We start from the raw sequence: 23382 nt of genomic DNA on the forward strand, positions 1-23382 counted from the left end.
AGTGCTCACACTACTTCAAAAACTCCGGCTATGACCGAAACTAATCTCATCCCGCTCTAGCGCAGATCCTTCGGCCAAACGCAGTGCGTCAGCCGGGCATCGCCGAGGGCCAGCCGTGCCCAGTCACCGTCGAAAACGAAGCGGGCCAGGGCTGCGGTCGGGAATTTTTCTTCAAGCTTTTTGAGTGCCGCGGCATCCGATCCGGCGCCGGCCAGCCGGCGTGCGAATTCCTCCAGGCCGGGATTATGACCGAGAACCAAGAGGCTGCTCGTTGCCGCATTTGCCTGCCGCACCTTGGCGAGAACGTCTGCCGCGCTGGCCTCGTAGAGCGCCTGAACAAATTTGGCCGGCGTTTTCGCCGGCAGTTCCGCCGAGACCAGCCGCCATGTGTCGCGGCTGCGCAGCGCCGGCGACACCAGTGCCAGGTCCGGCAGCCAGCCCTGCCTGGCCAGTTCGCGCCCGGCCAGCGGGGCGGCCTTCACCCCGCGCCCGGAAAGCGGCCGGTCGAAGTCGATAAGGTCAGGATCGTCCCAGCTCGATTTGGCATGACGCAGAAGAAGGAGTTGCTTCGTTGTCGCCATGCCAGCCTTCTCCTGCTCAGGGCGTGATGCGCGCCAGATGCTCGAGGTCGGTCTCCTCGCGCAGCGGATCGGGTGCCATGACCACGGAGGAGCTGTTGTCAGCATCGTCGGCGAAGTGGGCAAGCACGGTACGGCCGCCCTCCATCCGCGCCTTGCCTTCGGCGACCAGCCCGAGCGCCAGCGGATAAAGCCGGTGCTCGGCCTTCAGCACGCGCGCGGCGAGCATGTCCTCATTGTCGCCGACCATCACCGGCACGGCGGCCTGGGCGATGATCGGGCCGTCATCCATGTCCAGGGTGACGAAATGCACCGTGCACCCATGGATGCGGATGCCCGCGCGGATGGCTCGCGCATGCGTATCCAGCCCCTTGAAGGCCGGCAACAGGGCAGGGTGGATGTTGATCATCCGTCCCAGCCACTTCTCGACGAAGCGCGCGCCGAGGATGCGCATGTAACCGGCCAGCGCCACGATCTCGGCGCCGAACGAGACAAGTGCGGCGTCGATCGCCCCGTCATGCGCTTCCTTGCTGGTATAGTCGGCTCGCGAAATCACCTTGGTGGCGATGCCGCGCGCCGCGGCGATACCGAGACCGGCGGCGTTGGCCCGGTCGGAAATGACGCCGACGATCTCGGCCGGATAGTCCAGGTTGCTGGCCGCGGCGATCAGCGCCGTCATGTTGGAGCCGCGTCCCGAAATCAGCACCACGATGCGTTTGCGCGCGCTCATAGGCCGATCGAGCCCCGATAGATCACGCCGGCGTCGCGGCGCGGCACGATGCGGCCGATCGGCGTCACGCTCTCACCGGCCTCCTGCAGGACGGCCGCGACCTGTGCCGCCTGGCCGGAGGCGACGGCGAGGATCATGCCGACACCGCAGTTGAAAGTGCGCATCATCTCTGCGGGCGCCACGCCGCCGGTCTTCGCCATCCACGAGAATACCGCCGGCACCTCGATGGCATCGAGATCGAGCTCAGCGGAAAAATCTTTCGGCAGGACGCGCGGGATGTTTTCAGGAAAGCCGCCGCCGGTGATGTGGGCCAGCGCCTTGATGCCATGCGTGTTACGGATCGCCTTGAGGATCGACTTGACGTAGATGCGGGTCGGCTCGAGCAGCGCCTCGGCCAGCGTGGCTTCATCGTTGAAGGGCGCTGGATCGGTCCACGCAAGGCCGCTGGTGGCGACGATGCGGCGGACCAGCGAAAAGCCATTTGAATGCACGCCCGAGGAGGCCAGCCCTAACAGCACATCGCCCTCGACGATGTCGTCGGTCGGCAGCAACTGGCCGCGTTCGGCCGCGCCCACGGCAAAGCCGGCAAGGTCGTAGTCGTTGCCGTGATACATGCCGGGCATTTCCGCCGTCTCGCCGCCGATCAGCGCGCATCCGGCCTGCCGGCAGCCCTCGGCGATGCCGCCGACGATCGAAGCACCCTGGTCTGGATCGAGCTTGCCGGTGGCGAAATAGTCGAGGAAGAACAATGGCTCGGCGCCCTGCACGACAATATCGTTGACGCACATCGCAACGAGGTCGATGCCGATCGTGTCGTGCTTGCCCGCATCGATGGCGATCTTCAGCTTGGTGCCGACGCCGTCATTGGCGGCGACCAGCACCGGGTCGGTGAAGCCGGCGGCCTTGAGGTCGAACAGGCCGCCAAAGCCGCCGATCTCGCCATCGGCGCCCGGCCGGCGCGTCGCGCGCACCAGCGGCTTGATCTTCTCGACCATGAGATTGCCGGCATCGATGTCGACACCCGCCTCGGCATAGGTGAGCCCGTTCTTGCGCTTGCTCATTTTCCGGCGCCTGCTCATCGCTGTTTCGTTTGCTTGAGGGCTCTTCGCATGAACGGTTTTGCCCCGCAAGGCAAGCGGGCGATGGCGGTGTTCAATTAGACCGGCCGAACCGGGCTCCATACGCTCCAGCAGTAGAAAGAAATGCCCGCCAGCGCAGCGGCCAGGGCACCGACGGTCGCTAAAGACCTGACCTCGCCGCTCGGGAGGACTCCGTAGGAGAAACCGGCGGCGATCAAACTTGCCGCCACACTCCAGACACCTGGGTTTACGTCGACTGACCGCCCGAAAACGAACGCCACGGCGGCAGCCACTAACCAGAGAGGCCAAGACACGAGAAGGCCGACGACCAGTTGAAGAACGAAACTGGTCAAAAGATCATGCATCGCCGAGTCGCGGTGTGGAGTGGTTAAAGATGCGAAAGCCAGGAGGCTTTCTGTCACTCCGGCCAAATAGCAAAGTGTGACACGCAGGGCGATTGTAATTCTCTGTGCCATCGACATTCGCTAGCTTCTTTTTTCGGTTTGGAGTGGAGCAGGTGAGCGAGGAGAAAGCGTCGCCACTTGCCGTAGCCTCTCATCTCCATCATGTATCATCAAAACAGAAGCGACGGGATATGCGTTTGACCATCCCCAACATGATCACGATCATGCGTTTCGTGCTGGTGCCGGGCGTGGTGCTGGCCATGCTGCAGGCGCGCTGGGACTGGGCTTTCGCCGGCTTCCTGATCGCCGGCATTTCCGACGGCGTCGACGGCTTCATCGCCCGCCACTTCAATCAGTTTTCGCAGCTTGGCGCCTATCTCGATCCGATGGCCGACAAATTGCTGCTGGTCTCGGTGTTCGTGGTGCTGGGCTTTATTGGTGAATTGCCGCTGTGGCTGGTCATCACCATGGTGTCGCGCGATGCGCTGATCGTCTGCGCCGTCGTTTTGTCCACCGTTATGGCCCACCCGGTCGAGATGAAGCCGCTCTTCGTGTCGAAAGCCAACACCGCCATCCAGATCGGGCTGGCGGCGGTGGTGCTGGGCGAGCTGGCCCTCGCCCTCGATCTCGACCCGCTCAGGCCGATGCTCATATTGCTGTCCGGGGTCTTGACCGTGGCTTCGGCCGCGGCCTATCTCGTGGCTTGGCTGAGGCATATGAGCGGCTATGGCGAAGGCTCCACACCGGGCACCTGACCAGGACATCGACGCGGCTGCCGAGGCTGCGGCTGCCGATGCTACCGCGTCTGGCGTGTTTCGGCGCCAAATCCGCTTCTGGCTGATCAGCGCCGTCATCCTCGCGATCTTCCTCTATGTCTTCAGCGGCATCCTGCTGCCGTTCGTCGCCGGCATGGTGCTCGCCTATTTCCTCGACCCGGTCGCAGACCGGCTGCAGCGGCTCGGCCTGTCCAGGCTGATGGCGACGATTGTCATCCTGTTTGCCTTCATCGTCGTTCTGGTACTGGCCTTCGTCATCCTGATTCCGGTGCTGGCTTCGCAGATGGCCGATTTCGCCAGCAAGCTGCCGGAATACCTGACGCGCCTGCAGACCCTGATCACCAGCTTCGATCCGAGATGGCTGGAAGAAAATTTCGGTGTCGACGCCAATGGCCTGCGCGAAGGGTTGAATTCGCTGCTGACCTCCGGCTTCGGTCTTTTGACCACGGTGTTCACCTCGATCTGGAGCTCCGGCGTGGCGCTGGTATCGGTGGTCAGCCTGTTCGTCGTCACGCCCGTCGTCGCCTTCTACATGCTGCTCGACTGGGACCGCATGGTGGCGATTGTCGACAGCTGGGTGCCGCGCGACTATGTCCAGACCGTCAGGGCAATCGCCAACGACATCAACACCGCCACCGCCGGCTTTGTGCGCGGCCAGGGCACGCTGTGCCTGGTACTGGGCGCCATGTACGCCACCGGGCTGACCTTGACCGGCTTGAATTTCGGCATCCTCATCGGCCTGTTCGCCGGGCTGATCTCTTTTATTCCCTATGTCGGCTCGCTGACCGGGTTGGTGCTGGCCGTCGGCGTCGCCTTCGTCCAGTTCTGGCCGGACTGGACCATGGTCGCGGCGGTGGCCGGCGTGTTCTTCGTCGGCCAGTTTATCGAGGGCAACATCCTGCAGCCGAGGCTGGTCGGCAAAAGCGTCGGCCTGCATCCGGTGTGGCTGATGTTTTCGCTGTTTGCCTTCGGCGCGCTGTTCGGCTTCGTCGGCTTGCTGATCGCCGTGCCGGCCTCGGCCGCCGTTGCCGTTCTGGTGCGCTTTGCCATTTCCCGCTATCTCGATTCGCCGCTCTACAAGGGCCACAATACCGAACCTGTCCCGCCGCTGCCGGCGCGTCGCCGCGGGAGCGGTGGGCCGCGCAGTTGAGCCAGATGCCGGACCACAACAAGATCGACCCGCCGCGCCAGTTGCCGCTCGATCTCGGCCACGGCACCGGCTATTCGCGCGATGAGCTCGTCGTCTCCGGCACCAACAGCCAGGCGGTGGCGCTGGTCGACCGCTGGCCGGACTGGCCGTCGCCGGTGGTCGTGCTCGCCGGTCCGGCGGGCTCTGGAAAAACCCACCTGGCGTCGATCTGGCGCGCCCGCGCCGACGCAGTGGGGGTCTACGCCGGGCGCATCGGCGACTGCATGGCGAGCCTCGGCGCGCGGCCGGCCCTGATCGACGATGTCGATGCCGGTCCGGTTGATGAAGACGGGCTGTTCCATCTGATCAACGCGGTGCGCGGGGCCGGCTCGACCTTGCTCTTGACCGCGCGGCGCGTTCCGTCCGCCTGGGGCGTCAGACTTCCGGACCTCGCTTCGCGGCTGAAGGCGGCGGCGACGGTCGAGATCCACGAGCCCGACGATCACTTGCTGGCCGGCGTCATCACCAAACTGTTCGCCGACCGCCAGGTCGAGGTCGAGCCGCATGTCGTGCAATATCTGGTGCGCCGCATCGAACGCTCGCTGGCAACCGCGATGCGGGTGGTCGAGCGGCTGGATCGCACCGCACTGGAGCGCAAGACGCCGATCACGAGGGCGCTGGGCGCCGAAACCGTCAGCGCCATGGATGAGGGGCAGGGCGAGTTCGAGATCTGATACGACAGGCTCTGGCGGTGTCCCATTTCGGGAAATCAGTGGTGGCATCCATCTTGCAAGGTCAGCCTTGCCGGCTAACCCCGGTCCTGATGCGTATCAAATCAGGTTGTAGGCTCGCCGGGAGATGAGGCGGTTGGGGTTCTCTTCCCGGCGAGCTTGCCTTCAAACAGGGGTCGCCAGTCGCGCGTATACGGCACTGGCAACCGCGCCCACGGATAATCGCAATCCCGCTCCGCCTTTGGCTGTTGTAATGGACCGTTGAATGGTCTATTTTCATTGCAAATATGGACCAGAGGATGGTCCATAGAGGAGGCGCGATGCAGGTATCGGTTACAGACGCTAAGGGACAGCTGACCGAATTGGTGCGTCGTGCCGAGGCAGGTGACGAGATCATTCTGACCCGCCACGGTCATGCGGCCGTGCGCCTGGTTCCGGTCAAGGCAGTGCCGGACAGGAAAAGCCGTCGGGCATTGCTGGAGGCGATGCGCGCATCCGGCGCCGCCAGGGCGAAGGTCGGGCCATCTGCCGCGCGAAGCCAGGATTTTCTCTACGGCGATGATGGCCTGCCTGAATGATCGTGGTCGATACCTCGGCGCTGATGGCGATCGTTCTTGACGAGCCGGAGGCTGATGTCTGCATCGCGGCGCTCGAGGCCGAAGACGTCATTCTGATTTCCGCCGGCACCGTGGCCGAAGCGCTGATCGTCGCGGCCCGGCGCAATGTCGGCGAAGAGCTGTCCGGCCTGATCGACGGCCTTGGTTTCGAAATTGCGGCAGTGACGCCGGCCTCTGCGCGTCGCATCGCCGAGGCCTACGCAAAATGGGGTAAGGGCATTCACCCGGCCGCGCTCAATTTCGGTGACTGCTTCGCCTATGAGGTGGCCAAGGAACATGCCTGCCGCCTGCTTTATGTCGGCGACGATTTTTCAAGGACCGATATCGAAACCGCTCTCTAAGGAAGCAAGCAGACGATAGGCGCGATCCTGTTTGCCGCCCATTCGCGTCGTCCAGCTGTCCCGGTCGAGACTCGTCACACCGCAACCGCCACCGCTCAGCTTTCGCCGGGCAGGGCCGCTCGTTACACGCCAAAACGCCTGCGGTAATCGCCCGGCACCAGGCCGGTTATCCTGGCGAACACTTTGCGGAAGGAGCCGGGATCGTCATAGCCGACATCCCAGGCGATCTGGTCGATGGATCGGGTCGTCGTTTCCAGCATCTCACGCGCCTTGCCGACGCGCAGGTGCTGGCAATACTCGGTCGGCTTGAGGCCGGTGGCGTTGCGAAAGCGGCGCAAAAAAGTCCGCTCCTCCAAGGCCGCATGCTCCGCCATGGTGGCAAGCGTCACATCGCGCGCGCCTCTCGCCTGGAGCCAGTGCTGCACCTTGAGGATGGCCTCGTCGCCATGGTTCAGCCTGGGAGCAAACGGGCTGTAGAAGCGTTGCTCGCGTCCCGGCGGGTCCACCAGCATGAAACGGGCCGTCTCAATCATTACGGTTGGCCCAAGCACCCGGTCGACGAGTTTCAGGCCGAGATCGGTCCAAGCCATATAGCCGCCGGCGGTGATGATGTCGCCATCGTCGATGACCAGCTTGTCGGCATCGAGTAGGATGTCGGGAAAGCGTATCGCCAGCGCGTCGCGATAGGCCCAATGCGTGGTCGCAACACGACCCGACAGCAGGCCGGTCTCGGCCAGCACGAAGGCACCGGCGCAGACCGAGCCGAGCGTCGCGCCCGCCGCATGGCGGGCCCTGAGCCAGTCGGCATAGGGCGCGGCCGCCTCGCGCGGAATCGGATCACCCAGGGTCGGAGGCAAGATGACCATGGCAGGTCGATGGCCAGGGCCGGGCTCGCTGTCGAAGGTGGGGATGACCGTTTGACTCGCCTCTTGCCACTGCCAATGTGTGACGCGAAGCCTCAGCGCATCCGGCGACCGTTCGGAAGCCAGCCGGTTGGCCAGCTGAAAGAGATCGGTGAGGCCCAGTACTGCCGCTTCCTGAACGCCGGGATACACCAGAAGCCCGATTTCGACCGGATCACGCGCCGCAATCACTGTCAGTTTTGCCTTGTTCAATGTCTGTTTTGCCAATCCTCACCATGACTCCGTTGCGATAGCTTTGTCCACAGAAGGAACCAACCTTCCCCCAACCAATTCAGCCACCTGCATCAAGGAGTAAGAGGATGAGCGCATTCACCACCAAGGACCGCACCGAGATTTTCTACAAGGATTGGGGCACAGGCCAGCCAATCGTGTTCCATCACGGCTGGCCGCTCAGCGCCGATGACTGGGACAACCAGATGCTGTTCTTCCTCGACAAGGGCTATCGCGTGATCGCGCATGACCGTCGTGGGCACGGCCGCTCGACACAGACGGCGACCGGCAACGAGATGGAGACCTATGCCGCCGATGTCGCGGCCCTGGTCGCTCACCTTGATCTCAAGAACGCCGTCCATATCGGCCACTCGACCGGCGGCGGCGAGGTGGCGCGTTACGTTGCCCGCCACGGTGGCGAAGGACGCGTCGCCAAGGCGGTTCTGATCGGCGCGGTGCCGCCGATCATGCTCAAGACCGACAGCAACCCCGGCGGCCTGCCGATCGAGGTCTTCGACGGCTTCCGTGCCGCTTTGGTCGCCAACCGCGCCCAGTTCTACAGGGATGTGCCGGCTGGCCCGTTCTACGGCTTCAATCGCGAGGGCGCCAAGGTCTCGCAAGGGGCTGTCGATAATTGGTGGCGCCAGGGGATGATGGGCGGAGCCAAGGCCCATTACGACTGCATCGAGGCTTTTTCCGAGACCGACTTTACGGAGGACCTGAAGAAGATCGACGTGCCTGTCCTGATCATGCACGGCGATGACGATCAGATCGTGCCGATTGCCGACTCCGCTCTGCTTGCAGCCGAGCTGGTGAAACACGGCACGCTCAAGGTCTACAAGGGCCTTCCGCACGGCATGTGCACCACCCACCCGGAGATCATCAATCCGGATCTCCTGGCGTTCATCCAAAGCTGACGCTCCGCAGCTTCAGGCGGGCACGCGCGGAAATACGGGCTGCCCGTCGGTCGCTGGGTGCTTCGTCGGCTCGCAGATGCTGTCCGGCGCAGGTGCGCCGGCAGCACGGCTGCTGCTCGTCGCGGTGAATGAATGGTCGGAGTGGAGAGATTCGAACTCCCGACCCTCTGGTCCCAAACCAGATGCGCTACCAGGCTGCGCTACACTCCGAGTCCTTGCGGGCTATAGGGTTCCGGGCTTTGGAAGGCAACCCCCGAAACGACAAAAACGGAACGAACGCCATACAGTGGCAGGGAGTTGCACGAAAAGTCCCCAAAAGTCCCACGGCTGTTCATCGCGCTCCTCATGGATAGAAAAATGAAGTAGCCGCGCCTTTGTCGCCCTCCGGCGCTAGCGAGGCTCGCGTTCAACTAGCTCGGCGGCGCGTCAACCGGCGGCGGTGCTTGGAACATCAATCGCTTCGCCAGCAAGGAAGCTGCTTGAATTGAGCGATCCTCAGCCCGTCACCAACGATATCACCTCAGAATTCTGCAATCTTGTGCTCATCGAAATCGGCGCGGCCGACAACCTGGAAAAGGCTTAGCTAGCCAATTGCAACGCCCCTCGGGCGGCCAATAGCTTGTGCTTTTCGTAGATCGCCAGCTTCTGCGGATAAGTGATCCGCACCTTGGCGTTGCACCCGCCACATCTGAAGTGCGCGATCGTCCTTAGCGCAGAGCCCTTCCTTACCGCCGGATGCGAGCAATCCGGACATTCGAATGTGAGCGCAACATCAGACAAGTCTTCGGCTAAGCCCATTTCCATCCCCCTCAGCAAGCGCTGTGGCTACACTCTGGCGAGTCTCAATTAGCAATTCAGATGTAGCAATTCAGATGCCAATCCCATGGTGCCAAAGCGAGACGAGAACGATTTGCTTCGGGATTCGCCAAGCGCCTTGGGCGCCCGGCACAACGTGCTCGTCAACGGCTCCCGCTGTTGATTACCGCGGCCCGAGTCCTTGCGGGCTATAGGTTCCGGGCTTAGCTGCGCGACCCTAAGAGACGAAAACGGAACGGCAGGGGTCTTTTGCCGTGAACCGTCGCGCGGTCACCGTCGGTGGCCCGCCGTGTCGAAGGGTACGGCAGGCATCGGCCTTGCCGCCGGCGGCATTGCGCGGTAATGACGGGAATACAGCGGCGGTGCCGCTTGCCCGTAGCAACGAGGTGTCCATGTCCGCACGCATTTTCAGCCCAGCCAGAACCGCGATGCAGTCCGGCAAGGCCAAGACCGGCCACTGGGTGCTGGAATTCGATCCCGAGATGCGCAAGAAAATCGATCCGCTGATGGGCTACACCACTTCGGGTGACATGCGGAGCCAGATCAGGCTCACCTTCGACACCCGGGAAGAGGCGGTGGCCTATGCCGAGAAAGAGGGGCTGGCCTTCCGTGTCGAGGAGCCGAAAGAATCCAAGCGCCGCCAGATTTCCTATGCGGAGAATTTCCGCTATGACCGCAGGACGCCCTGGACGCATTGACCGGCAATGCCGGGCAGCCGTCCCAGCGCATGATTCAGCCGGCCCTTGGCGTCGGCCCAGCGGTCCCGTAGCTCAGCTGGATAGAGCACCGGCCTTCTAAGCCGATGGTCACAGGTTCGAATCCTGTCGGGATCGCCAATACTTTCAATAACTTGGATACCAGGGAGGGGCGCGCAAACATAGCCGTTTACACCCGGTTTACAGATTTTGTTCGTTTGGTGTTCCGCTCCATGCGCAAAATCACCGCGTCGGATGCCTGCTGATCATCGGCCAGGTAGTGCCTTTCCAGAACCGAATTGATCTCGGAAATGGAATGCCCTGTCACGCCGGCAATCTGCTCTGCGGTCGACCCCTCTCGCTTCCGCTCCGTGATGAACGTCCCGCGGAGATCGTGGAACGTCACGCCATCGATTTTGAGCCTGGCGCACTCTTTCCCCCATGAAGTCTTGAAGCCGTCCTTCGTCCATGGTCGCCCGCGCGAATTTGTGCAGATGCGCATCGTGTCATGCGGCAATGCGTCGAGCGCAGCGCGCAGATCACGGTGGACGCGCACCCTCACGCGCTTGCCGCCCTTGCTCTGCCTAATTTGCAGGTGCGTGCCGTCATAGTCCTTCCACGTCATTGCCAGGATATCGCCCTGCCTCTGCGCAGTGTTGATGGCGATCTCAAACGGCAGGAGAAGGTGTACGGGGGAATTTTGGCGGAATAGAGCGATCTGCGCCTTTGACCAGACGATATCCTTTCGGGAGCCTTCGTATAGACGGCCAATGCCGGTGCAGGGATTCTTGTCGATCAACTCGTCGGCGACTGCGTAGGAAAACACCTTGGACAGCGAGAACAGCAACTTGTCGGCCTTGCGCGGGTTCGCGGCGAAGCTCCGGTGCCATTTCCTGATTTCGGCTTTCATGCCCTTCTGCTGGGTCAGTTTTGCCGGCAGGCTTGGCCACTTGGCTTTGATGAGCCGGAATGCATAGCGATGATCCGCGCGCGTCGTCTCGGCCAAGGCGATGAAATCAGGGTTTGGCTCGTGGTCGGTGCCGGTGAAGCGATCGATCAGCGATGCCAGGGTCTCCACTGTGACCGGCACAGCATCCGCCCTGTGCTTGGCATACTCCAGCGCGAAGGCTTCGGTTCGCGGTTGTGACATCATGCTGGGGCCGCCGCGCCATGCGTAGTAGTGGACGCGGATCGATCCATCGGCGAGCTTGCGCTTGACCTTGTGGATGCCCTTAATTTTCACGAGCACCGTTCCTATCCCTCCAAGCCAGATACTCTTCGAGAGTGTCAAAGGCTTCGGGGGAAACGTTATCGTCAACTGGCCGCTTTTCCTGTGCGTCAGCCTTGGGGATTAGGCGCACAACCACATCGCCTATCTTGACTTCCGCGATACAGCCGGCTGCTGCGGCTCCCTTGGCAAGGGCCGTGACCTGTTTCTGCTTGAGCGCAAGCGGGCGGGTCATTTCACGCCCTTAGCACTGGACGATTTGCAGTGCTCACCGTCCCGGACCCCTGAAAATTGTCCTCGGCGGCAGCGACTGCTTTGATGGGTAATTGGCCCGCTCTACTGCCTTCTCGGATAGAGCGAAGGCGGGGCCGCGAAGCTTGCCGGCGGGCTTGGTGATACCGCTGTGCTTTTTGCGCACCGCGGCGACCTTGGCCTTGTCGGCAACGTCAGCGGCAGTCTTGATTGTGTGGCAGGGCTTCTTGTGGATCGGGGCTAGATTGGTTTCGCGATTCTCGCCGCCGTTGATCAGGGCCTGGATGTGGTCTGTCTCGACCTTCTGGCCTGGCTGGATCGGCTGGCCGCAGAAATGGCAGATGCCATTGTCACGGTCGAAAACGCGCTGGCAGACGCGCGGGGGCGCCTTCGTATTGTCGGTCTTGCCGATCCACTCTTTGACTGAGCGTGCCATCACTCAGCCCTCTTCGGCCCCGGCAACAGCGGCTGCATCGGGTTCGTCTGGTAGGCGATGGCAATATTCGGTTTGACGTGCTCGGCGACCGTCATCCCGTCGGGCATCTGGATGTGAGCCAGGAATGCATCTTCGAACGACTCGATCCCGCTATCAATGCTTTCGAGCTTCGCCTTGATGCATAGGAACAGCGCACGCCAGCGTGACCGGCAAGCCTGTTCCCAAGCCGCTAGTGCCGCGTCGGCCGATCGCGGCTTGTGCAGCGTCGTCATGGTGAAACGCTTCTCTGTGGGGCTTGGAAGCGGCAGTTCGAATCGAATGCGCCGCTCCTGCATCTGGAATACGAGGAGGGCGCGGTTCTGCTCCTCGAACGCGCCGAAGCTGATGGCCTTGTGCTTGCGCAGCAGGCCGTCAATCTCGCCCTTGGTCTTGGATACGGAAACGCTGGTGTTTTCGGCATAGGCCATTACGCCAGCTCCCGGTCTTCGACGCCGATCAGCCCAGCCAGATACTTCGCCGCGGCAACCGTTCCGATCTTGGGTTCGTCGCCACAGCAGGCTTGAAGCTGCTCGCGGATCTTGGTGGCCTTGGCGCGGACAAGGTCGGATCGACCGCCGATCTCATCGGTGAAGATCAGCCCCTGCCGCTTCAGGACATTGACGTCCGGACCGACTGCAGCCTTCAGCGCATGAAAGACGCGGACAAGGAAATCCTTGTCGTCTCGCGAAAGAATATCGGAGGCCGGCGACGCAACAGGTTCTGCCTGTGCTTCGATGTCGCCGGCCTCCGGTCCGCTCTCCTGGGAGAGGGATAGATCGGCAGCGGGGCCGGAGGGGGATTCAACCCCGCTGCCTTGGTCACCGGAAGCGGGGGACAGGGCGTCCGGTGATTGGTGTTCGTTTCCAGCCAAGCCAGAGGCCGGGGCTGTCTCTCGGATCACAAAGGCCGCGTCGAAGCCCTCGGCGGCTGGTGAACCTGCCTGTTCGTCCTGCTTGGCGATATGAAGCCGCTCCTGCAGCGACGGAGTGACATCCTTCGCGGTGGTCGGGCCAAAGTGTTCCGCCTCGTCGCGGTCATAGACGCCGAGGATCACTTCCGGACAGTGCCGACGCGCCCACGAGCGAGCGGCAAAGTATCCGAGCTGCTGGCGAGGATCCGATTTCCACAGTGGCGAGTTCTTGGTCGTGATCGCGCCGATCGGCGGCGTCTCGTATTCGCATTCCTGGCCGTCGAGGGTGCCCGTGACACGGCACGACAGAGACTCACCTTCGCCAAGGAACTCATACCTCAGCCGCCCTTTAATGCCGGAGCGCGTGTTCACGACGGCAGCTATAAGCTGGGCCTCGTAGGCAATGGCACCCTTGACCGCATAGGACTTGGAAGCGACCGCGAACGGCGACATCTTCCATTCGAGCGCTTGGAGCGCGACGGCCATGCAGGCGCCAGCATTACCCCGAAGATGCGGGGGCAGCGCGATGTCGGCTCGGCACATGACTTCCGCGAAACGGATCACTTCGCCCAAGTTCTGCGGCGCGATACTCGATCCGGCACCACCGGCGGCAATGGCGATTTCTTTGGTCGACGTCTGGTCAGTGGTGACAAGCTGGTTCACGCTGCTTTTCCTTCGATCTCGGGGAGGGTGCTGTCCTTCTCGTACCTGTCGCTCCACCACTTCGGCGCCGACCATGTGAAGGTCGAATCCGGATAGGTTGGCCAGTCGCCAGCGGCGAGGCATTCGGCGAAGGTGTTGAGCGCGCGCCGGTTCTGGCGCATGGCAATGTGGATATCGCCGTTGTCGAGCGGCTTGATGTTGAACGCGTAGGGATAGCTGGTCTCGACGAAGAGCAGCACCGCCTCGGTGACCTGCTTCTGCCCAACCGCCTCAAGGCAGGTGATTGCCAGCGCCATTTGCTGGAGATAGCCGTAGTTGACGATCGAGCGACCGACAGCGACGGGAGAGGCGTCAGCGCACGTCTTCAGATCAGCAATGATTGCGTCGGCTGGGATGCTGTCCGGCCGCGACTTCATCCAGGCGCCGGTTTTCTGGTCCTTGACGATGATGGATCGCTCGATGCGACCGCGCAGTAGATCGACAGCGACTTGGTTCTTCGCCAGCCGCTCGGCCATGCCCTGAATGTCTTTGATCTGGCTGGCCAACAGGACGGTCTTGCCCGCCTTGCGTTGATCAGCCAGCCATTCGCGACAGACGGTCGAGTTGCCGTTCCATGGCTTGAACTCGCCGGTTTTCGCATCCGGATACGTGTCCGGTCGAGTGACGTAGTCGTTACGGAAACCGTCTTCGGACAGCAGCAGGGTGTGAACCGCGCGGCCGAAGTCGAGCGAGGGTGTCGTTTCGTCCTCCGGCCGATCCGGGTTGAGATAGGATGTCGCCCAATAGTGCAGCGGCGACCGGTTCTCGATCTCACGAAGGCCGCTCGAGGAAATCGACGGCCCGACGGTCAACTCCCCATGGTAAGCGCCCATCGGGATTTTCCGGTAGATGCCCGGTTCCGATATCGGCTTGCCGTCCCATGTGCGCTCGCCGCGATATCCATGCACGATGTTGTTCGTGATCTGGCCAATGGACTGCATACCGTCGACGTCGTTGTCGATCTTTGAAAGCTGGTCGGTCATACTGCGTTCCTTGCCCGGTAGAGCTCGCCGGCGATGCGGATGTAGAGGCGACGCGCCGCGTTGATGTCGTCCAGCGGCGGGCCAGAGCCGGCCTGCTTCGCGGCGTCGGCCTCGTCGACCAGGTTGCGGATGATCTCGAGCTGGTCGAGTGGGGCCTTGCCCTTGATCGCGGCCGCAACTTCCTCTGAGAAAAAGACTTGCGCGCTCATGCGAGCCATCCGGAGATGATCTGGACGCACTCGAAGCCGGTGCGTTGCTGACAGGCGCAATCGAAGTCGTCGTCATCGCCGAAGAAATCTTCGTCGTCCGACCAGCAATCAGGGTCAGGGCAACCATCGCAGCCGCAACCGCCAAACTCGTCCGAGCCGCAGCAGTAGTTTTCGCAGGCGTTGCACATCACACGGCCTCCACGATCTGGCGTGCAGACCGATGTGCGGCGTCGGTGAGCTTGCGCTGCCATGCCGAATTGCGCGGCGACCAGTTCCACCCAGAGCGTTTCAATGCCGTGATCGTCTCTGCGTCCGGCCTTCCTCCGAATAGAATCTGCACTCGGTCGAGATCGAAGTTCTTGACGATCTGGACGCCGTTGACCTCGAGGGCTTCTGTGCCTGTCGGCGCGTTAGGATCGATCGGCGCCAGTGGCTGGCCGATCTTCTTGATCTCCCGCAGAGCGATGGCACGGGCTCTGGCAGACCAGTCGTAGAAAGCCCGCGCCTTCTTCTCGTAAGTCGCATAGCGCTTTTCATTGCGCGCGGTTGGGAAGCGAGCAGGGCCGGCGATCATTGCCGACATCAACCGGCTTCGTGACGCCCACAGCTCATTGTTGAATTTGATGTAGCGGACGCGGTAATCCTCAGTCGCCTCTGCGGCGAAAGCCAGCTTCTCTCCAGAGTCGGCTACAGCCTGCAGAGCTTCGTAAAATTCACGGATGGAGCTGATATAGCTTTCGACCTCCCCCTGGCCGCGCCGCTCCGGCGTGTGGCTGGTGCCTGCATGGGCGTGGATAGCTGCCTTCAGGTCAACGTCGCTGGCCAGTGGTTCGCGATAGATTGCCATCACGCAGCCCTCCGGCAGTCGCGCAGCGCGCGCATTTCGAGCTCCTCCTCATCCCGCCAGATGCCGAACGAGGCATAGGCGCCGGACAGAGCAAATGCGGCCTTGCGGTTGAGTGGGACGATGGTTTCGAGCGCGGCCTCGCGACGGTCTGCGCACCAAGCCGGGAAAGCCTGCTCCAATGCCTCGCGAATGTTGACGCCCCGATTGAGCGCCAGTGGAAGATCGACGGTGCGCGCGGCTGAATAGGTCGAGGTCGTCCAGTATGCAGCGCGCTCGGCCGCTATGGCTTCGATGGCGCTTTCGCGGATGTCCTCATAGCCGTTGTTGTAGACGTCGATCGCATCGAGCAGCCGGCGGCGAACCGAGAGCGGCGTTTCCGTCATGTAGTCCGCGACGATCTTTTGGTAGGCGCTCATGTCCATTCCCTCGGTGGGTATAGACGGATAATATGCGCAAACGGATAATAGTCAACAAAGAAAATGCGCAAACGGATAAAGATCATTGCGCTAACGGATAACGGCGTCTAAAGGAAAGGCACCGGCGGGAATGATCCAACCCGGGGAGAGATAGAGCGGCGACCGGGTGCAACTCCCGTGCAGGTGAAGCCGCAGGCGCGGGAAGCGAAAGTCCTACCGTGCTGCCTGAAAGTGAGGACGGATTGCTGAGAGGCGTCCTGGCATGTGTCCCATCCCGGCTCCGGCCTTCAGGACTCGGCCATAGCTCTCCCGCTCCTTGGGCTCAGCTCATGGGGTAGGGGGAAGCTGTGGCGGAACCCTCCCTCACCACCCTTCAAAACCGAAAATTCACCATCACAGATTAACCATTAACCTGAAGGAGAATCTTCCTATGGCTGAGACGTCAATCGAATGGACTGACGCGACGTGGAACCCCGTCGCGGGCTGCACGATCCTGACAGCCGGCTGTACGAACTGCTACGCGATGCGCATGGCGGCGCGGCTGGAAGCGATGGGTATGGACAAGTACCAGGGCCTTACGCGCAAGACCGGCGGCAGGGCGAAATGGACCGGCAAGGTTGTGACCGATCCGAAATCACTGACGATCCCGGCGACATGGTGGAAGCCGCGCCGCGTGTTCGTGAACTCGATGTCCGATCTATTTCATGTCGATGTGCCGGCCGATTTCATCAGGCAGGTCTGGACCGTGATGGAAGAAACTCCGCGACACACGTATCAGATCTTGACCAAGCGGCCTGATATTATGGCTGACATACTGACTAGAGGCGACTTCCCGATTCTGCCGAACGTTTGGCTTGGGACAAGCGTCGAGGATAGCCGTGTTCTCGAGCGACTCGACCATCTGCGTTGGGTGCCGGCGGCGATCCGCTTCGTTTCGCTCGAGCCGCTTATCGGATCTGTTGCTGGCGCAAACCTGGCGCATATTCACTGGGCGATCGTGGGCGGCGAGTCCGGGCCTGGCGCCCGCGACATGGATCCGCGCTGGGTCGACGAGATCGAGGGTATGTGCCGGCGTAGCGCGACCGCCTTCTTCTTCAAGCAGTGGGGCGGCCGCAACAAGAAGGCCACCGGGCGCACGCTTAATGGCCGGACCTACGATGAGATGCCGGTTACCGCTTCGCTTTGAGGATGTGATTGCCGATCCTGGTGGCGAGACCGATTGCCTTTGGTTCTGGATTGGAGATTGCCAGGAAGAGCGAGAAAGCAGGGACATTTCGATCAGTTCGAAGGCGAACCGGCGGCAGCACTTTGGGGAACAAACTTTTAAGGCGACTTTCAACGAACCTTTCCATCGAATCAACATCCGCGATCCGCTGATGCGTCTCGTCTACGGACCCGAGAAGGTCAGTTACAATTTTGCGATTATACCACGCCCTTTCCCATTCGTCGGTTCCCAGCATACGAGTGATGGCGGCACGTTTTTTTGGGGTTAGATTTGCTGGGTCATGGGAGGCTTGGCGAAACAGTCCGGCGAGTGAGACGAGATACCAAACGTCGATTGCTTCCGTCTGTCGGACGAGTTCGAGAGTAGCCCAATCGACGGCCATTCCGTAAGGGTCGAGGAACATAACAGCGCGTTTGCCGGCCCAGCGTTTAGCTGACAACTCACTTCGAATCGCAGCGTTCGCGTCGCCGCGTACGATCTCGATATCTCTGCCGGGATAGGTGGCTGCTAGAGCTGCAAGTGCCTTGCAGTGAGCGCGCCTTTTGTCCATGAAAATTACTCGGTCGAATGCTGGCTTGATGTCGAGAGCGATGCGCGCCGAGCCCTTGCGATGCTCTACCCGCTCGGCGATCTCGGGAAGCCAGTTTAACGCCTCGACCTTCTTGCTCTTTACCGTTCTTACTCCGGTGCCTGCGAAAGCATCGATATACCACAGGGCAGCGAACTTGCCTCGAAGGGCTGTGGTAAAAGCCGTTAGGTATTCCTCGATCAACGACAATTTGAGGTCAGTTGATACATTGCCGAATTCGTGATCGGCGTTGGTAGTCATTGCCCCTCCGTGCCCGCCTGGCGCCGGCTACCTAGGTACCATGCTTTTGACTCGAGCTGCCCAGGTCACTTCCATGTCGAATAGCGGGGCTTCGGTGTTGGACAGAAGGTGATAGAGGCCTTCTGTCTTCGATTTCTTGATCTGCTTCACCAGCACCCGACCATCGATCAGTCCGACGACGCATAGGCGCCCGATCAGATCTGACGTGACCGGCGCTCGCACATCGTCGTAGTAGACAAGCCAGTGCTGGAACAGCGCCCCTAGGCTCTCCCCGCGGATCTCGACAGCGACAGTGTCTTTGGTCGCGCCCTCGGGTGCGGGCACGGTGCCAAGATCCGTCGCATCATAGAAGTGGGCGGCCGCTCCAGCGCCGACATAACCGACAAGCTTGACACTTGATGGGATGTTGTTCGTCAGCTCGTGGACACCAAGCACCTCGTCGTACAACTCGTTGATGGCATCACGGCGGTGGCCTTCCGGCTCGGAACCAGCAAGCCACCTATTTACGGTCGATTGCGACACGCCAAAATGTTCAGCCAGGTCCTGCTGCTTGCGGCCGGTCGCCTTCATGATCGCGCGGAGCTTTTCTTCGATCGTAGCCATGCTCCGGACGCTACGCGGCAGCGCGGATAAACAAAAATCCGCTTGCGCATAAATTTCCACTTGCAAAGTATCCGTTTGCGCATATTATCCGCGGCATGAGCGCCATCCGATACATCCGCCGCGAAATTTTCAAAGCCACACAGGCCGAGTTCGCCGCCCTTGCCGGTGTCACGCAGGCCAGTGTCTCGCGATGGGAAACCGGTGGCGCTCCGACGCTCGACGAGATGCAGGCCATCCGTAAAGCGGCCGCAGATCGCCAGATCGAATGGAACGATGCGTGGTTCTTCGAGCCCGCTCCCAGCTCGGAGCAGGCCGCATGAGCCTCGCTCGTCAATTCATCTCTACGGATAAGGTTGAGGCGCAGCGCGCGTTGCTGTCGGGCAAGGCGACCACGAAAGAGGTCGTGACAGCCACGATCGTCGGCAGGCTGCCCGGCATGATCAAGGATGCCGCGAGGAAGCTGGCGACAGCCGCGACGGCTGCCGAAATCCTCGATGCCCGCGACGCCGCCAAGATCACCTACACCACCGCGCAAATCTCCGGCCGGATCGCGAAGGCCAAGGGCGCGCATGATCAGGTCGTCGCTGCCGCGCACCGCGCGCAGGCTGACGCCCTTGATATCGAGGCGGCCGCGAAACGCCGGCTGGCCGACGAATACGATGGCGCGCAAGAGCGAGGTGAGGTTTCCAAGGGTCGTCCGAAAAGTCTTCCAAACGGGAATACTTCTGCAACCGCCGCACAGATCGGCATCCCCAGCAAAGACATCCACGACGCGCGGCAGATCCGCGACGTTATCGCGGCGAACCCCGCAGCGGTTCGTGAAGCGCTCGACGACATCCTTGCCAAAGGAGATGAGCCGACCCGCGCAGCGCTTCGCAAGGCGCTCGCGCCGGCGGCAAAGCAGGTTCGCGCGGAGGTGCAGACGGCAAAGAAGGGCCGTCGCGTCGAGCGCGAGGTCATTCTTGCGGAAAAGATAAAGGCGCTGCCAACCAAGCGGTTCGGCGTCATCCTTGCGGATCCCGAGTGGCGCTTCGAGCCATACAGCCGCGAAACCGGCATGGATCGGTCGGCGGACAACCACTATCCGACCAGCGCGGTCGAGGAGATCATGGCGCGTGACGTGCCGTCGATCGCCGCCGATGATTGCGTTCTCTTTCTCTGGGCGACGGCTCCTATGCTGCCGCAGGCGCTGCAGGTTCTTTCCGCCTGGGGCTTCGCTTACAAGACGCATGCGATCTGGTTCAAGCAACGCTCCGGCGAGAGCAGAGGAACTGGATACTGGTTTCTCGGCGAGCATGAGCTGCTTGTGGTTGGGACGCGCGGCAATGTCGTCGCGCCGGCCATGGGGACGCAGTTCCGTTCCGTGTTCGAAGCTCCTGTCGGCGCTCATTCTGAAAAGCCAGAGGTTTCTTTTGAGATCATAGAATCATACTTCCCGACCATTCCGAAAATCGAGCTGAACCGGCGTGGTCCAACGCGGCCAGGCTGGGATGCATGGGGACTTGAAGCAGAGGAACCTCATTCGCTTCCGACCTCCTCCCCGGAAGCGGAGACGCCGGCAGGTGACGGTGGGAGCCGCGCACCTGCCGGCAACGATTCGATGGTGCCGGCATGACCATCATCTGCACCGAAGACGGCAACTGGCTGGCATTCGTTCCGGGGATCGGAACTGTATGCGGCTCCACGCGGGATTCGGTGATCCGTGAGATAGCGCGCCGCAAAGCGGCACAGGGGAGGGCGGCATGACCGGTCTTACCCCGCGCCAGTCGGACGCCTTGTCGTTCATCCGTTCTCACCAGGCCAAGAATGGGTTTTCTCCCAGCTATGACGAGATCGCCGCAGGCATCGGCTTGGCGTCCAGAAGCCGGGCCTTTGATCTGGTGAAGGGACTCGAGCGCCGGGGTGCTGTTCGCACCCGTCCCGGCATGAACCGAACGATTGAGATCATCGAAGGGCAGGGCGCCGATTTTCATTTGAAGCGCATCCTTGATGCCATCGCGTGCAGCGGGTTCATCGGCTCAACCGATCCGATCGTCGACGAGGCACAATCATTTCTCGGGAGGACAGCGTGAGCCTCCTTGCCATCTCACTTTACGTGCTTGGCGTGATCGGCGCGGCTGCGGCCGTAGGGCGGGATGTACCCGCGGGCTTGCGCGAATGGATCGTCATCATTTGCTGGCCGCTGGCGGTTGCCTGGGCGGTCGGATCGGTTCCTGTCTCCAAGCTTCGGGCCAGGTTCGCCCGATGAAAACAGATCCATCTGCGCGCTCGAATGAGCTTGGCCGTTCGATCGAGCGCGCATTCGCATTCCTCCCTGCTTTTGATTTTTCGCCGGCCTTTCCGGTCGGCTCAGTCGCCCGTGGTGACGGACACACCATAGGCGAAAGGAAACCAGCATGTCCGAACCAAGACGGTGCGGATCCGCACCAAAACGGGGCGAAGTCATGAGTACGAGTATCGCGGCGAAGGAGGCGTTCGAGTTGCTGAACGCCGCCACGCAGAAGGAATGGCGCGGTTGGGGCGACACTCGCACCGCTGCGCGGGACAGAGCGGCGAAGGAGGCCGGGCTGACACCGGCCCAGGCGGAGCGCCTGTGGAAGAACTGGCAGACGCTCAAGTTCCCGAACGGAGACGTCTATCGCCTCCTTCGGAATAAGTACGGGCATCTCTGCGCGTGGATAGAGAACGCCGCCGACCAGATGGAACGCGAGCGGCAAGAAATCGAGGAAAACGATGCGACTGATCAGGGCCATCTGCCGGGTGGTGGCGGAATGGCGAAAGCTGCGCAAGGCGCGGCGGAACGGGGGATGAGATGAACGAACACACCCGCCAAGTTCTGGCTGCAACCTGCCTGTGGGGATTTGTCATTACGGCCGCCTACGCGCTGGTGCTGGCTGTGACCGTCGGCACTCAACCCTAACCCGACCAAGGAGCCTGGAAACACGATGAGTGCAAAACGCAAGGCAAGTGCAGTGAACGGCCAGACCGAACGAGAGCAGTGGGAGGAACAGCAGTTCCTCAACGGCTTCCGCCAAATCAAGGAACACAAGTCCGACATCGCCGGCACGACTGGCGAGATGGCCGGGATCTACGATCGCCTGAAAAAGCTCGGCTTCACCAAAGCTGATGTGAAATGGGCGCAGGAGCTCGACGAAAAGGACGCGACCGAAGTCATCGCCACCATGGCGCGCCGATTGCGCATTGCCCGCATGTTCGGCCACGGCGTCGCACGGCAGATTGAGATGTTCGACGCCGACCGGACGCCGGCCGACGAGCGCGCCTATGGCGAAGGTCTCGCCGCCGGCAAGCTGCGGAAGGATGCGGCAAATCCTTACGGTGCAGATAGCCCGCAAGGCCAGGCATGGCAGCGCGGCATGAACGACGGCACCGAGTTCATCAACAAGGATCTGGCCAGTCAGTTCGAGCCGTCTGGCGATGAGCTTATCAAGGGCAGCGAGGATCCGGAATTCGCTGGCGAAGAAAACCTCGAGGCGGCGGAGTAAGCCAAGTGCTGATCCTCGGATTGGACATCGCCACGGTGACCGGATTCGCATGGTACGAGCCCGGCTCCTCGCTCGCGTCGATCAAGACCGGGCTTATCAAAGCCGTGGGCGAGAACGCCGAGGAAAAGGCTGCATCGCTGGCGCAACAGCTTGTCGCGCTCCTGAAGCCGGGCAGGCCGGATTTCGTCGCCATAGAACAGCCGATGCGCAACGTGGTGTCGTTCAAGAAGACGCGCGACACGCTGGCCGGCCCCGTCGACGAGCAGACGATCAACCCGAACGCGCTCCAGCTCTCCAGCTTATCCGGCGCTGCAGTCGGGATCATCGCCGCCTATCGCATTCCGTGGGAAACCATCCCGTCGTCGACATGGCGAAAAGTGTTCCTCGGCGAGGGGCGCCACGCCGGCCGTGACCGTGCGGGCTGGAAGCGCGCCGCGGTCGACCGTTGCCGGATGCTGAAGATAGACGTGCGCAATGCTGATGCGGCCGAAGCGGTCGGCATCGCTTTCGCCGGCGAGAATTGCCAGACCTTCAAGATGATGCGGGCGAGGGCGGCGTGATGCAATCAAGTCCAATGGACGCCGTCGTCAGCCATAGAAAGCAGACCACCGGTGGTTGGAAATCCGTCATCGGTTTTCAGCTTGTAGACGGTTTCCCGAACGTGTCCGAACGCATCGCGATATGCGATGACAACGATCGTCCACAGGATGTCACTCCCGCTCCAGCATCTCAGCTTTTCAATCACGGCCGGTGGGGGCTCGACCTCAACCGGGTTTGCGATCTTCGGCCCGATCATAAAGCTGGACCGGGCGTCCTTTTCGATCTGTGGCTTTGCCAAATTGGGCTCGTTCACCCTGCATCGAACCACACACTGAATGTTGTCAGCCGGTGTCGCTCCTTCGTTCCGCAGAGCAATTCGTATCATGGGCTGAGCACTGCTGAAGTCATCGATCGTGATTTCACTCGCAAACAGATATGCCCGGAGAGAGCGCTGATTGGATTCGATCTGAGATTTCACCGTCCAGATCGCCATAACCACTGCGCCGATCGCGCCAATTGCGGCAATGGCTGTCGAAATCGCCGACAACCATTCACGTGCGCAATTCGCGGTATCGGGATCACAAAAATTGGTCCCGTGCTGAAAAGCAAAAGACATGGCCGAGATTGCTATGCCACCAAGCAATCCGCTCGCGATGGCTACAATTACAAGCCCATAATACTCGCCCGACTTCATACCCTCGGACATAGCACATC

The 23382-nt window shown here is 61.7% G+C and carries 30 protein-coding genes and 2 tRNA genes; 15 read left to right on the top strand and 17 right to left on the bottom strand.

Annotated features, from left to right (window positions below; translation table 11 throughout):
* Positions 1 to 56: 56 nt before the first annotated feature.
* From ACWTU7_RS26050 to purM, 3 genes are read right to left on the bottom strand one after another with little or no spacing between them, the layout of a single operon-like run.
* Positions 57 to 581, bottom strand: coding sequence for a SixA phosphatase family protein (locus ACWTU7_RS26050; protein ID WP_029354299.1), 525 nt, complete (start codon positions 579 to 581; stop codon positions 57 to 59).
* A 16-nt stretch (positions 582 to 597) separates the two neighbouring features.
* A complete protein-coding gene (gene purN, locus ACWTU7_RS26055) occupies positions 598 to 1308 on the bottom strand; it encodes a phosphoribosylglycinamide formyltransferase (protein ID WP_455841077.1) in 711 nt (236 codons plus the stop codon).
* Entirely contained in the window at positions 1305 to 2369 is a 1065-nt protein-coding gene (gene purM / locus ACWTU7_RS26060; RefSeq protein WP_455841078.1) for a phosphoribosylformylglycinamidine cyclo-ligase, read from the bottom strand. The genes purN and purM overlap by 4 nt, the downstream gene beginning before the upstream one ends.
* 619 nt (positions 2370 to 2988) lie before the next feature.
* On the opposite strand from purM, the gene ACWTU7_RS26065 reads away from it, so the two are divergent.
* The 5 genes from ACWTU7_RS26065 (at position 2989) to ACWTU7_RS26085 (ending at position 6385) form a co-directional block, all read left to right on the top strand.
* Positions 2989 to 3546 carry a CDP-alcohol phosphatidyltransferase family protein gene (locus ACWTU7_RS26065; protein WP_029354290.1) on the top strand — a complete coding sequence of 186 codons (558 nt, stop codon included), beginning with the start codon at positions 2989 to 2991 and terminating at the stop codon, positions 3544 to 3546.
* Positions 3518 to 4717, top strand: coding sequence for an AI-2E family transporter (locus ACWTU7_RS26070; protein ID WP_455841079.1), 1200 nt, complete (start codon positions 3518 to 3520; stop codon positions 4715 to 4717). The genes ACWTU7_RS26065 and ACWTU7_RS26070 overlap by 29 nt, the downstream gene beginning before the upstream one ends.
* A 5-nt stretch (positions 4718 to 4722) precedes the next feature.
* The gene (hdaA, locus tag ACWTU7_RS26075; RefSeq protein ID WP_455841080.1) at positions 4723 to 5430 is read left to right on the top strand and encodes a DnaA regulatory inactivator HdaA; all 708 of its coding nucleotides are present in this window, start codon (positions 4723 to 4725) and stop codon (positions 5428 to 5430) included.
* 317 nt (positions 5431 to 5747) lie between these two features.
* A complete protein-coding gene (locus tag ACWTU7_RS26080; protein WP_029354283.1) occupies positions 5748 to 6005 on the top strand; it encodes a type II toxin-antitoxin system Phd/YefM family antitoxin in 258 nt (85 codons plus the stop codon).
* Entirely contained in the window at positions 6002 to 6385 is a 384-nt protein-coding gene (locus ACWTU7_RS26085; RefSeq protein WP_029354282.1) for a type II toxin-antitoxin system VapC family toxin, read from the top strand. Before ACWTU7_RS26080 ends, ACWTU7_RS26085 begins: the two co-directional genes overlap by 4 nt.
* A gap of 122 nt (positions 6386 to 6507) precedes the next feature.
* Here ACWTU7_RS26085 and ACWTU7_RS26090 read toward each other — a convergent pair whose 3' ends face one another.
* Entirely contained in the window at positions 6508 to 7479 is a 972-nt protein-coding gene (locus ACWTU7_RS26090) for a GlxA family transcriptional regulator (RefSeq protein WP_455841153.1), read from the bottom strand.
* Between the two features lie 128 nt (positions 7480 to 7607).
* Here ACWTU7_RS26090 and ACWTU7_RS26095 point away from each other — a divergent pair, with 128 nt between their 5' ends.
* Complete coding sequence (locus ACWTU7_RS26095) at positions 7608 to 8435, top strand: alpha/beta fold hydrolase (protein ID WP_455841081.1); 828 nt, start codon at positions 7608 to 7610, stop codon at positions 8433 to 8435.
* A gap of 133 nt (positions 8436 to 8568) precedes the next feature.
* On the opposite strand, the gene ACWTU7_RS26100 is transcribed toward ACWTU7_RS26095, so the two are convergent.
* Positions 8569 to 8645: transfer RNA gene (locus tag ACWTU7_RS26100), tRNA-Pro, on the bottom strand.
* A gap of 998 nt (positions 8646 to 9643) precedes the next feature.
* Between ACWTU7_RS26100 and ACWTU7_RS26105 the strand changes: the two genes are divergently transcribed.
* Positions 9644 to 9949, top strand: a complete 306-nt coding sequence (locus ACWTU7_RS26105) for an ETC complex I subunit (RefSeq protein ID WP_029354278.1) — start codon at positions 9644 to 9646, stop codon at positions 9947 to 9949.
* A 61-nt stretch (positions 9950 to 10010) separates the two neighbouring features.
* Positions 10011 to 10087 (top strand) — tRNA-Arg (locus ACWTU7_RS26110).
* 49 nt (positions 10088 to 10136) lie between these two features.
* Here ACWTU7_RS26110 and ACWTU7_RS26115 read toward each other — a convergent pair.
* The 9 genes from ACWTU7_RS26115 to ACWTU7_RS26155 form a co-directional block, all read right to left on the bottom strand.
* Complete coding sequence (locus ACWTU7_RS26115; RefSeq protein WP_455846551.1) at positions 10137 to 11264, bottom strand: tyrosine-type recombinase/integrase; 1128 nt, start codon at positions 11262 to 11264, stop codon at positions 10137 to 10139.
* 178 nt (positions 11265 to 11442) lie between these two features.
* A complete protein-coding gene (locus tag ACWTU7_RS26120; protein ID WP_455841083.1) occupies positions 11443 to 11862 on the bottom strand; it encodes an HNH endonuclease in 420 nt (139 codons plus the stop codon).
* On the bottom strand, positions 11862 to 12329 hold the full coding sequence (locus ACWTU7_RS26125; RefSeq protein WP_455841084.1) for a hypothetical protein: 468 nt from the start codon (positions 12327 to 12329) through the stop codon (positions 11862 to 11864). The genes ACWTU7_RS26120 and ACWTU7_RS26125 overlap by 1 nt, the downstream gene beginning before the upstream one ends.
* Positions 12329 to 13474: a recombinase RecT gene (locus tag ACWTU7_RS26130; protein ID WP_455846552.1), complete on the bottom strand. Its 1146-nt coding sequence runs from the start codon at positions 13472 to 13474 to the stop codon at positions 12329 to 12331. The genes ACWTU7_RS26125 and ACWTU7_RS26130 overlap by 1 nt, the downstream gene beginning before the upstream one ends.
* A complete protein-coding gene (locus ACWTU7_RS26135) occupies positions 13471 to 14496 on the bottom strand; it encodes a PD-(D/E)XK nuclease-like domain-containing protein (RefSeq protein ID WP_455841086.1) in 1026 nt (341 codons plus the stop codon). The genes ACWTU7_RS26130 and ACWTU7_RS26135 overlap by 4 nt, the downstream gene beginning before the upstream one ends.
* A complete protein-coding gene (locus ACWTU7_RS26140; RefSeq protein WP_455841087.1) occupies positions 14493 to 14705 on the bottom strand; it encodes a hypothetical protein in 213 nt (70 codons plus the stop codon). The genes ACWTU7_RS26135 and ACWTU7_RS26140 overlap by 4 nt, the downstream gene beginning before the upstream one ends.
* The gene (locus ACWTU7_RS26145; protein ID WP_455841088.1) at positions 14702 to 14893 is read right to left on the bottom strand and encodes a hypothetical protein; all 192 of its coding nucleotides are present in this window, start codon (positions 14891 to 14893) and stop codon (positions 14702 to 14704) included. The genes ACWTU7_RS26140 and ACWTU7_RS26145 overlap by 4 nt, the downstream gene beginning before the upstream one ends.
* Positions 14893 to 15552 carry a hypothetical protein gene (locus ACWTU7_RS26150; RefSeq protein ID WP_455841089.1) on the bottom strand — a complete coding sequence of 220 codons (660 nt, stop codon included), beginning with the start codon at positions 15550 to 15552 and terminating at the stop codon, positions 14893 to 14895. Before ACWTU7_RS26150 ends, ACWTU7_RS26145 begins: the two co-directional genes overlap by 1 nt.
* Positions 15552 to 15968 carry a hypothetical protein gene (locus tag ACWTU7_RS26155; RefSeq protein WP_455841090.1) on the bottom strand — a complete coding sequence of 139 codons (417 nt, stop codon included), beginning with the start codon at positions 15966 to 15968 and terminating at the stop codon, positions 15552 to 15554. The genes ACWTU7_RS26150 and ACWTU7_RS26155 overlap by 1 nt, the downstream gene beginning before the upstream one ends.
* 430 nt (positions 15969 to 16398) lie before the next feature.
* Between ACWTU7_RS26155 and ACWTU7_RS26160 the strand changes: the two genes are divergently transcribed.
* On the top strand, positions 16399 to 17154 hold the full coding sequence (locus ACWTU7_RS26160) for a DUF5131 family protein (protein ID WP_455841091.1): 756 nt from the start codon (positions 16399 to 16401) through the stop codon (positions 17152 to 17154).
* Here the strand turns inward: ACWTU7_RS26160 and tcmP are convergent.
* Positions 17138 to 18022: a three-Cys-motif partner protein TcmP gene (gene tcmP, locus ACWTU7_RS26165; protein ID WP_455841092.1), complete on the bottom strand. Its 885-nt coding sequence runs from the start codon at positions 18020 to 18022 to the stop codon at positions 17138 to 17140. The genes ACWTU7_RS26160 and tcmP overlap by 17 nt on opposite strands.
* 27 nt (positions 18023 to 18049) lie before the next feature.
* Complete coding sequence (locus ACWTU7_RS26170) at positions 18050 to 18685, bottom strand: helix-turn-helix domain-containing protein (RefSeq protein ID WP_455841093.1); 636 nt, start codon at positions 18683 to 18685, stop codon at positions 18050 to 18052.
* A 35-nt stretch (positions 18686 to 18720) separates the two neighbouring features.
* Between ACWTU7_RS26170 and ACWTU7_RS26175 the strand changes: the two genes are divergently transcribed.
* The 6 genes from ACWTU7_RS26175 to ACWTU7_RS26200 all read left to right on the top strand — a co-directional run bounded on the left by ACWTU7_RS26175 (position 18721) and on the right by ACWTU7_RS26200 (position 22688).
* Entirely contained in the window at positions 18721 to 18945 is a 225-nt protein-coding gene (locus tag ACWTU7_RS26175; RefSeq protein WP_455841094.1) for a helix-turn-helix domain-containing protein, read from the top strand.
* Positions 18942 to 20240 carry an MT-A70 family methyltransferase gene (locus tag ACWTU7_RS26180; RefSeq protein WP_455841095.1) on the top strand — a complete coding sequence of 433 codons (1299 nt, stop codon included), beginning with the start codon at positions 18942 to 18944 and terminating at the stop codon, positions 20238 to 20240. Before ACWTU7_RS26175 ends, ACWTU7_RS26180 begins: the two co-directional genes overlap by 4 nt.
* A 127-nt stretch (positions 20241 to 20367) precedes the next feature.
* Complete coding sequence (locus ACWTU7_RS26185) at positions 20368 to 20697, top strand: LexA family protein (RefSeq protein WP_455841096.1); 330 nt, start codon at positions 20368 to 20370, stop codon at positions 20695 to 20697.
* A gap of 324 nt (positions 20698 to 21021) precedes the next feature.
* A complete protein-coding gene (locus tag ACWTU7_RS26190; RefSeq protein WP_455841097.1) occupies positions 21022 to 21441 on the top strand; it encodes a hypothetical protein in 420 nt (139 codons plus the stop codon).
* A gap of 129 nt (positions 21442 to 21570) precedes the next feature.
* Positions 21571 to 22128, top strand: a complete 558-nt coding sequence (locus ACWTU7_RS26195; RefSeq protein ID WP_455841098.1) for a hypothetical protein — start codon at positions 21571 to 21573, stop codon at positions 22126 to 22128.
* A 5-nt stretch (positions 22129 to 22133) separates the two neighbouring features.
* Positions 22134 to 22688 carry a hypothetical protein gene (locus ACWTU7_RS26200; RefSeq protein ID WP_455841099.1) on the top strand — a complete coding sequence of 185 codons (555 nt, stop codon included), beginning with the start codon at positions 22134 to 22136 and terminating at the stop codon, positions 22686 to 22688.
* A gap of 5 nt (positions 22689 to 22693) precedes the next feature.
* Here ACWTU7_RS26200 and ACWTU7_RS26205 read toward each other — a convergent pair whose 3' ends face one another.
* Complete coding sequence (locus ACWTU7_RS26205) at positions 22694 to 23374, bottom strand: hypothetical protein (RefSeq protein ID WP_455841100.1); 681 nt, start codon at positions 23372 to 23374, stop codon at positions 22694 to 22696.
* Between the last annotated feature and the right edge of the window lie 8 nt (positions 23375 to 23382).

This window comes from Mesorhizobium sp. BHscii (assembly GCF_053848065.1).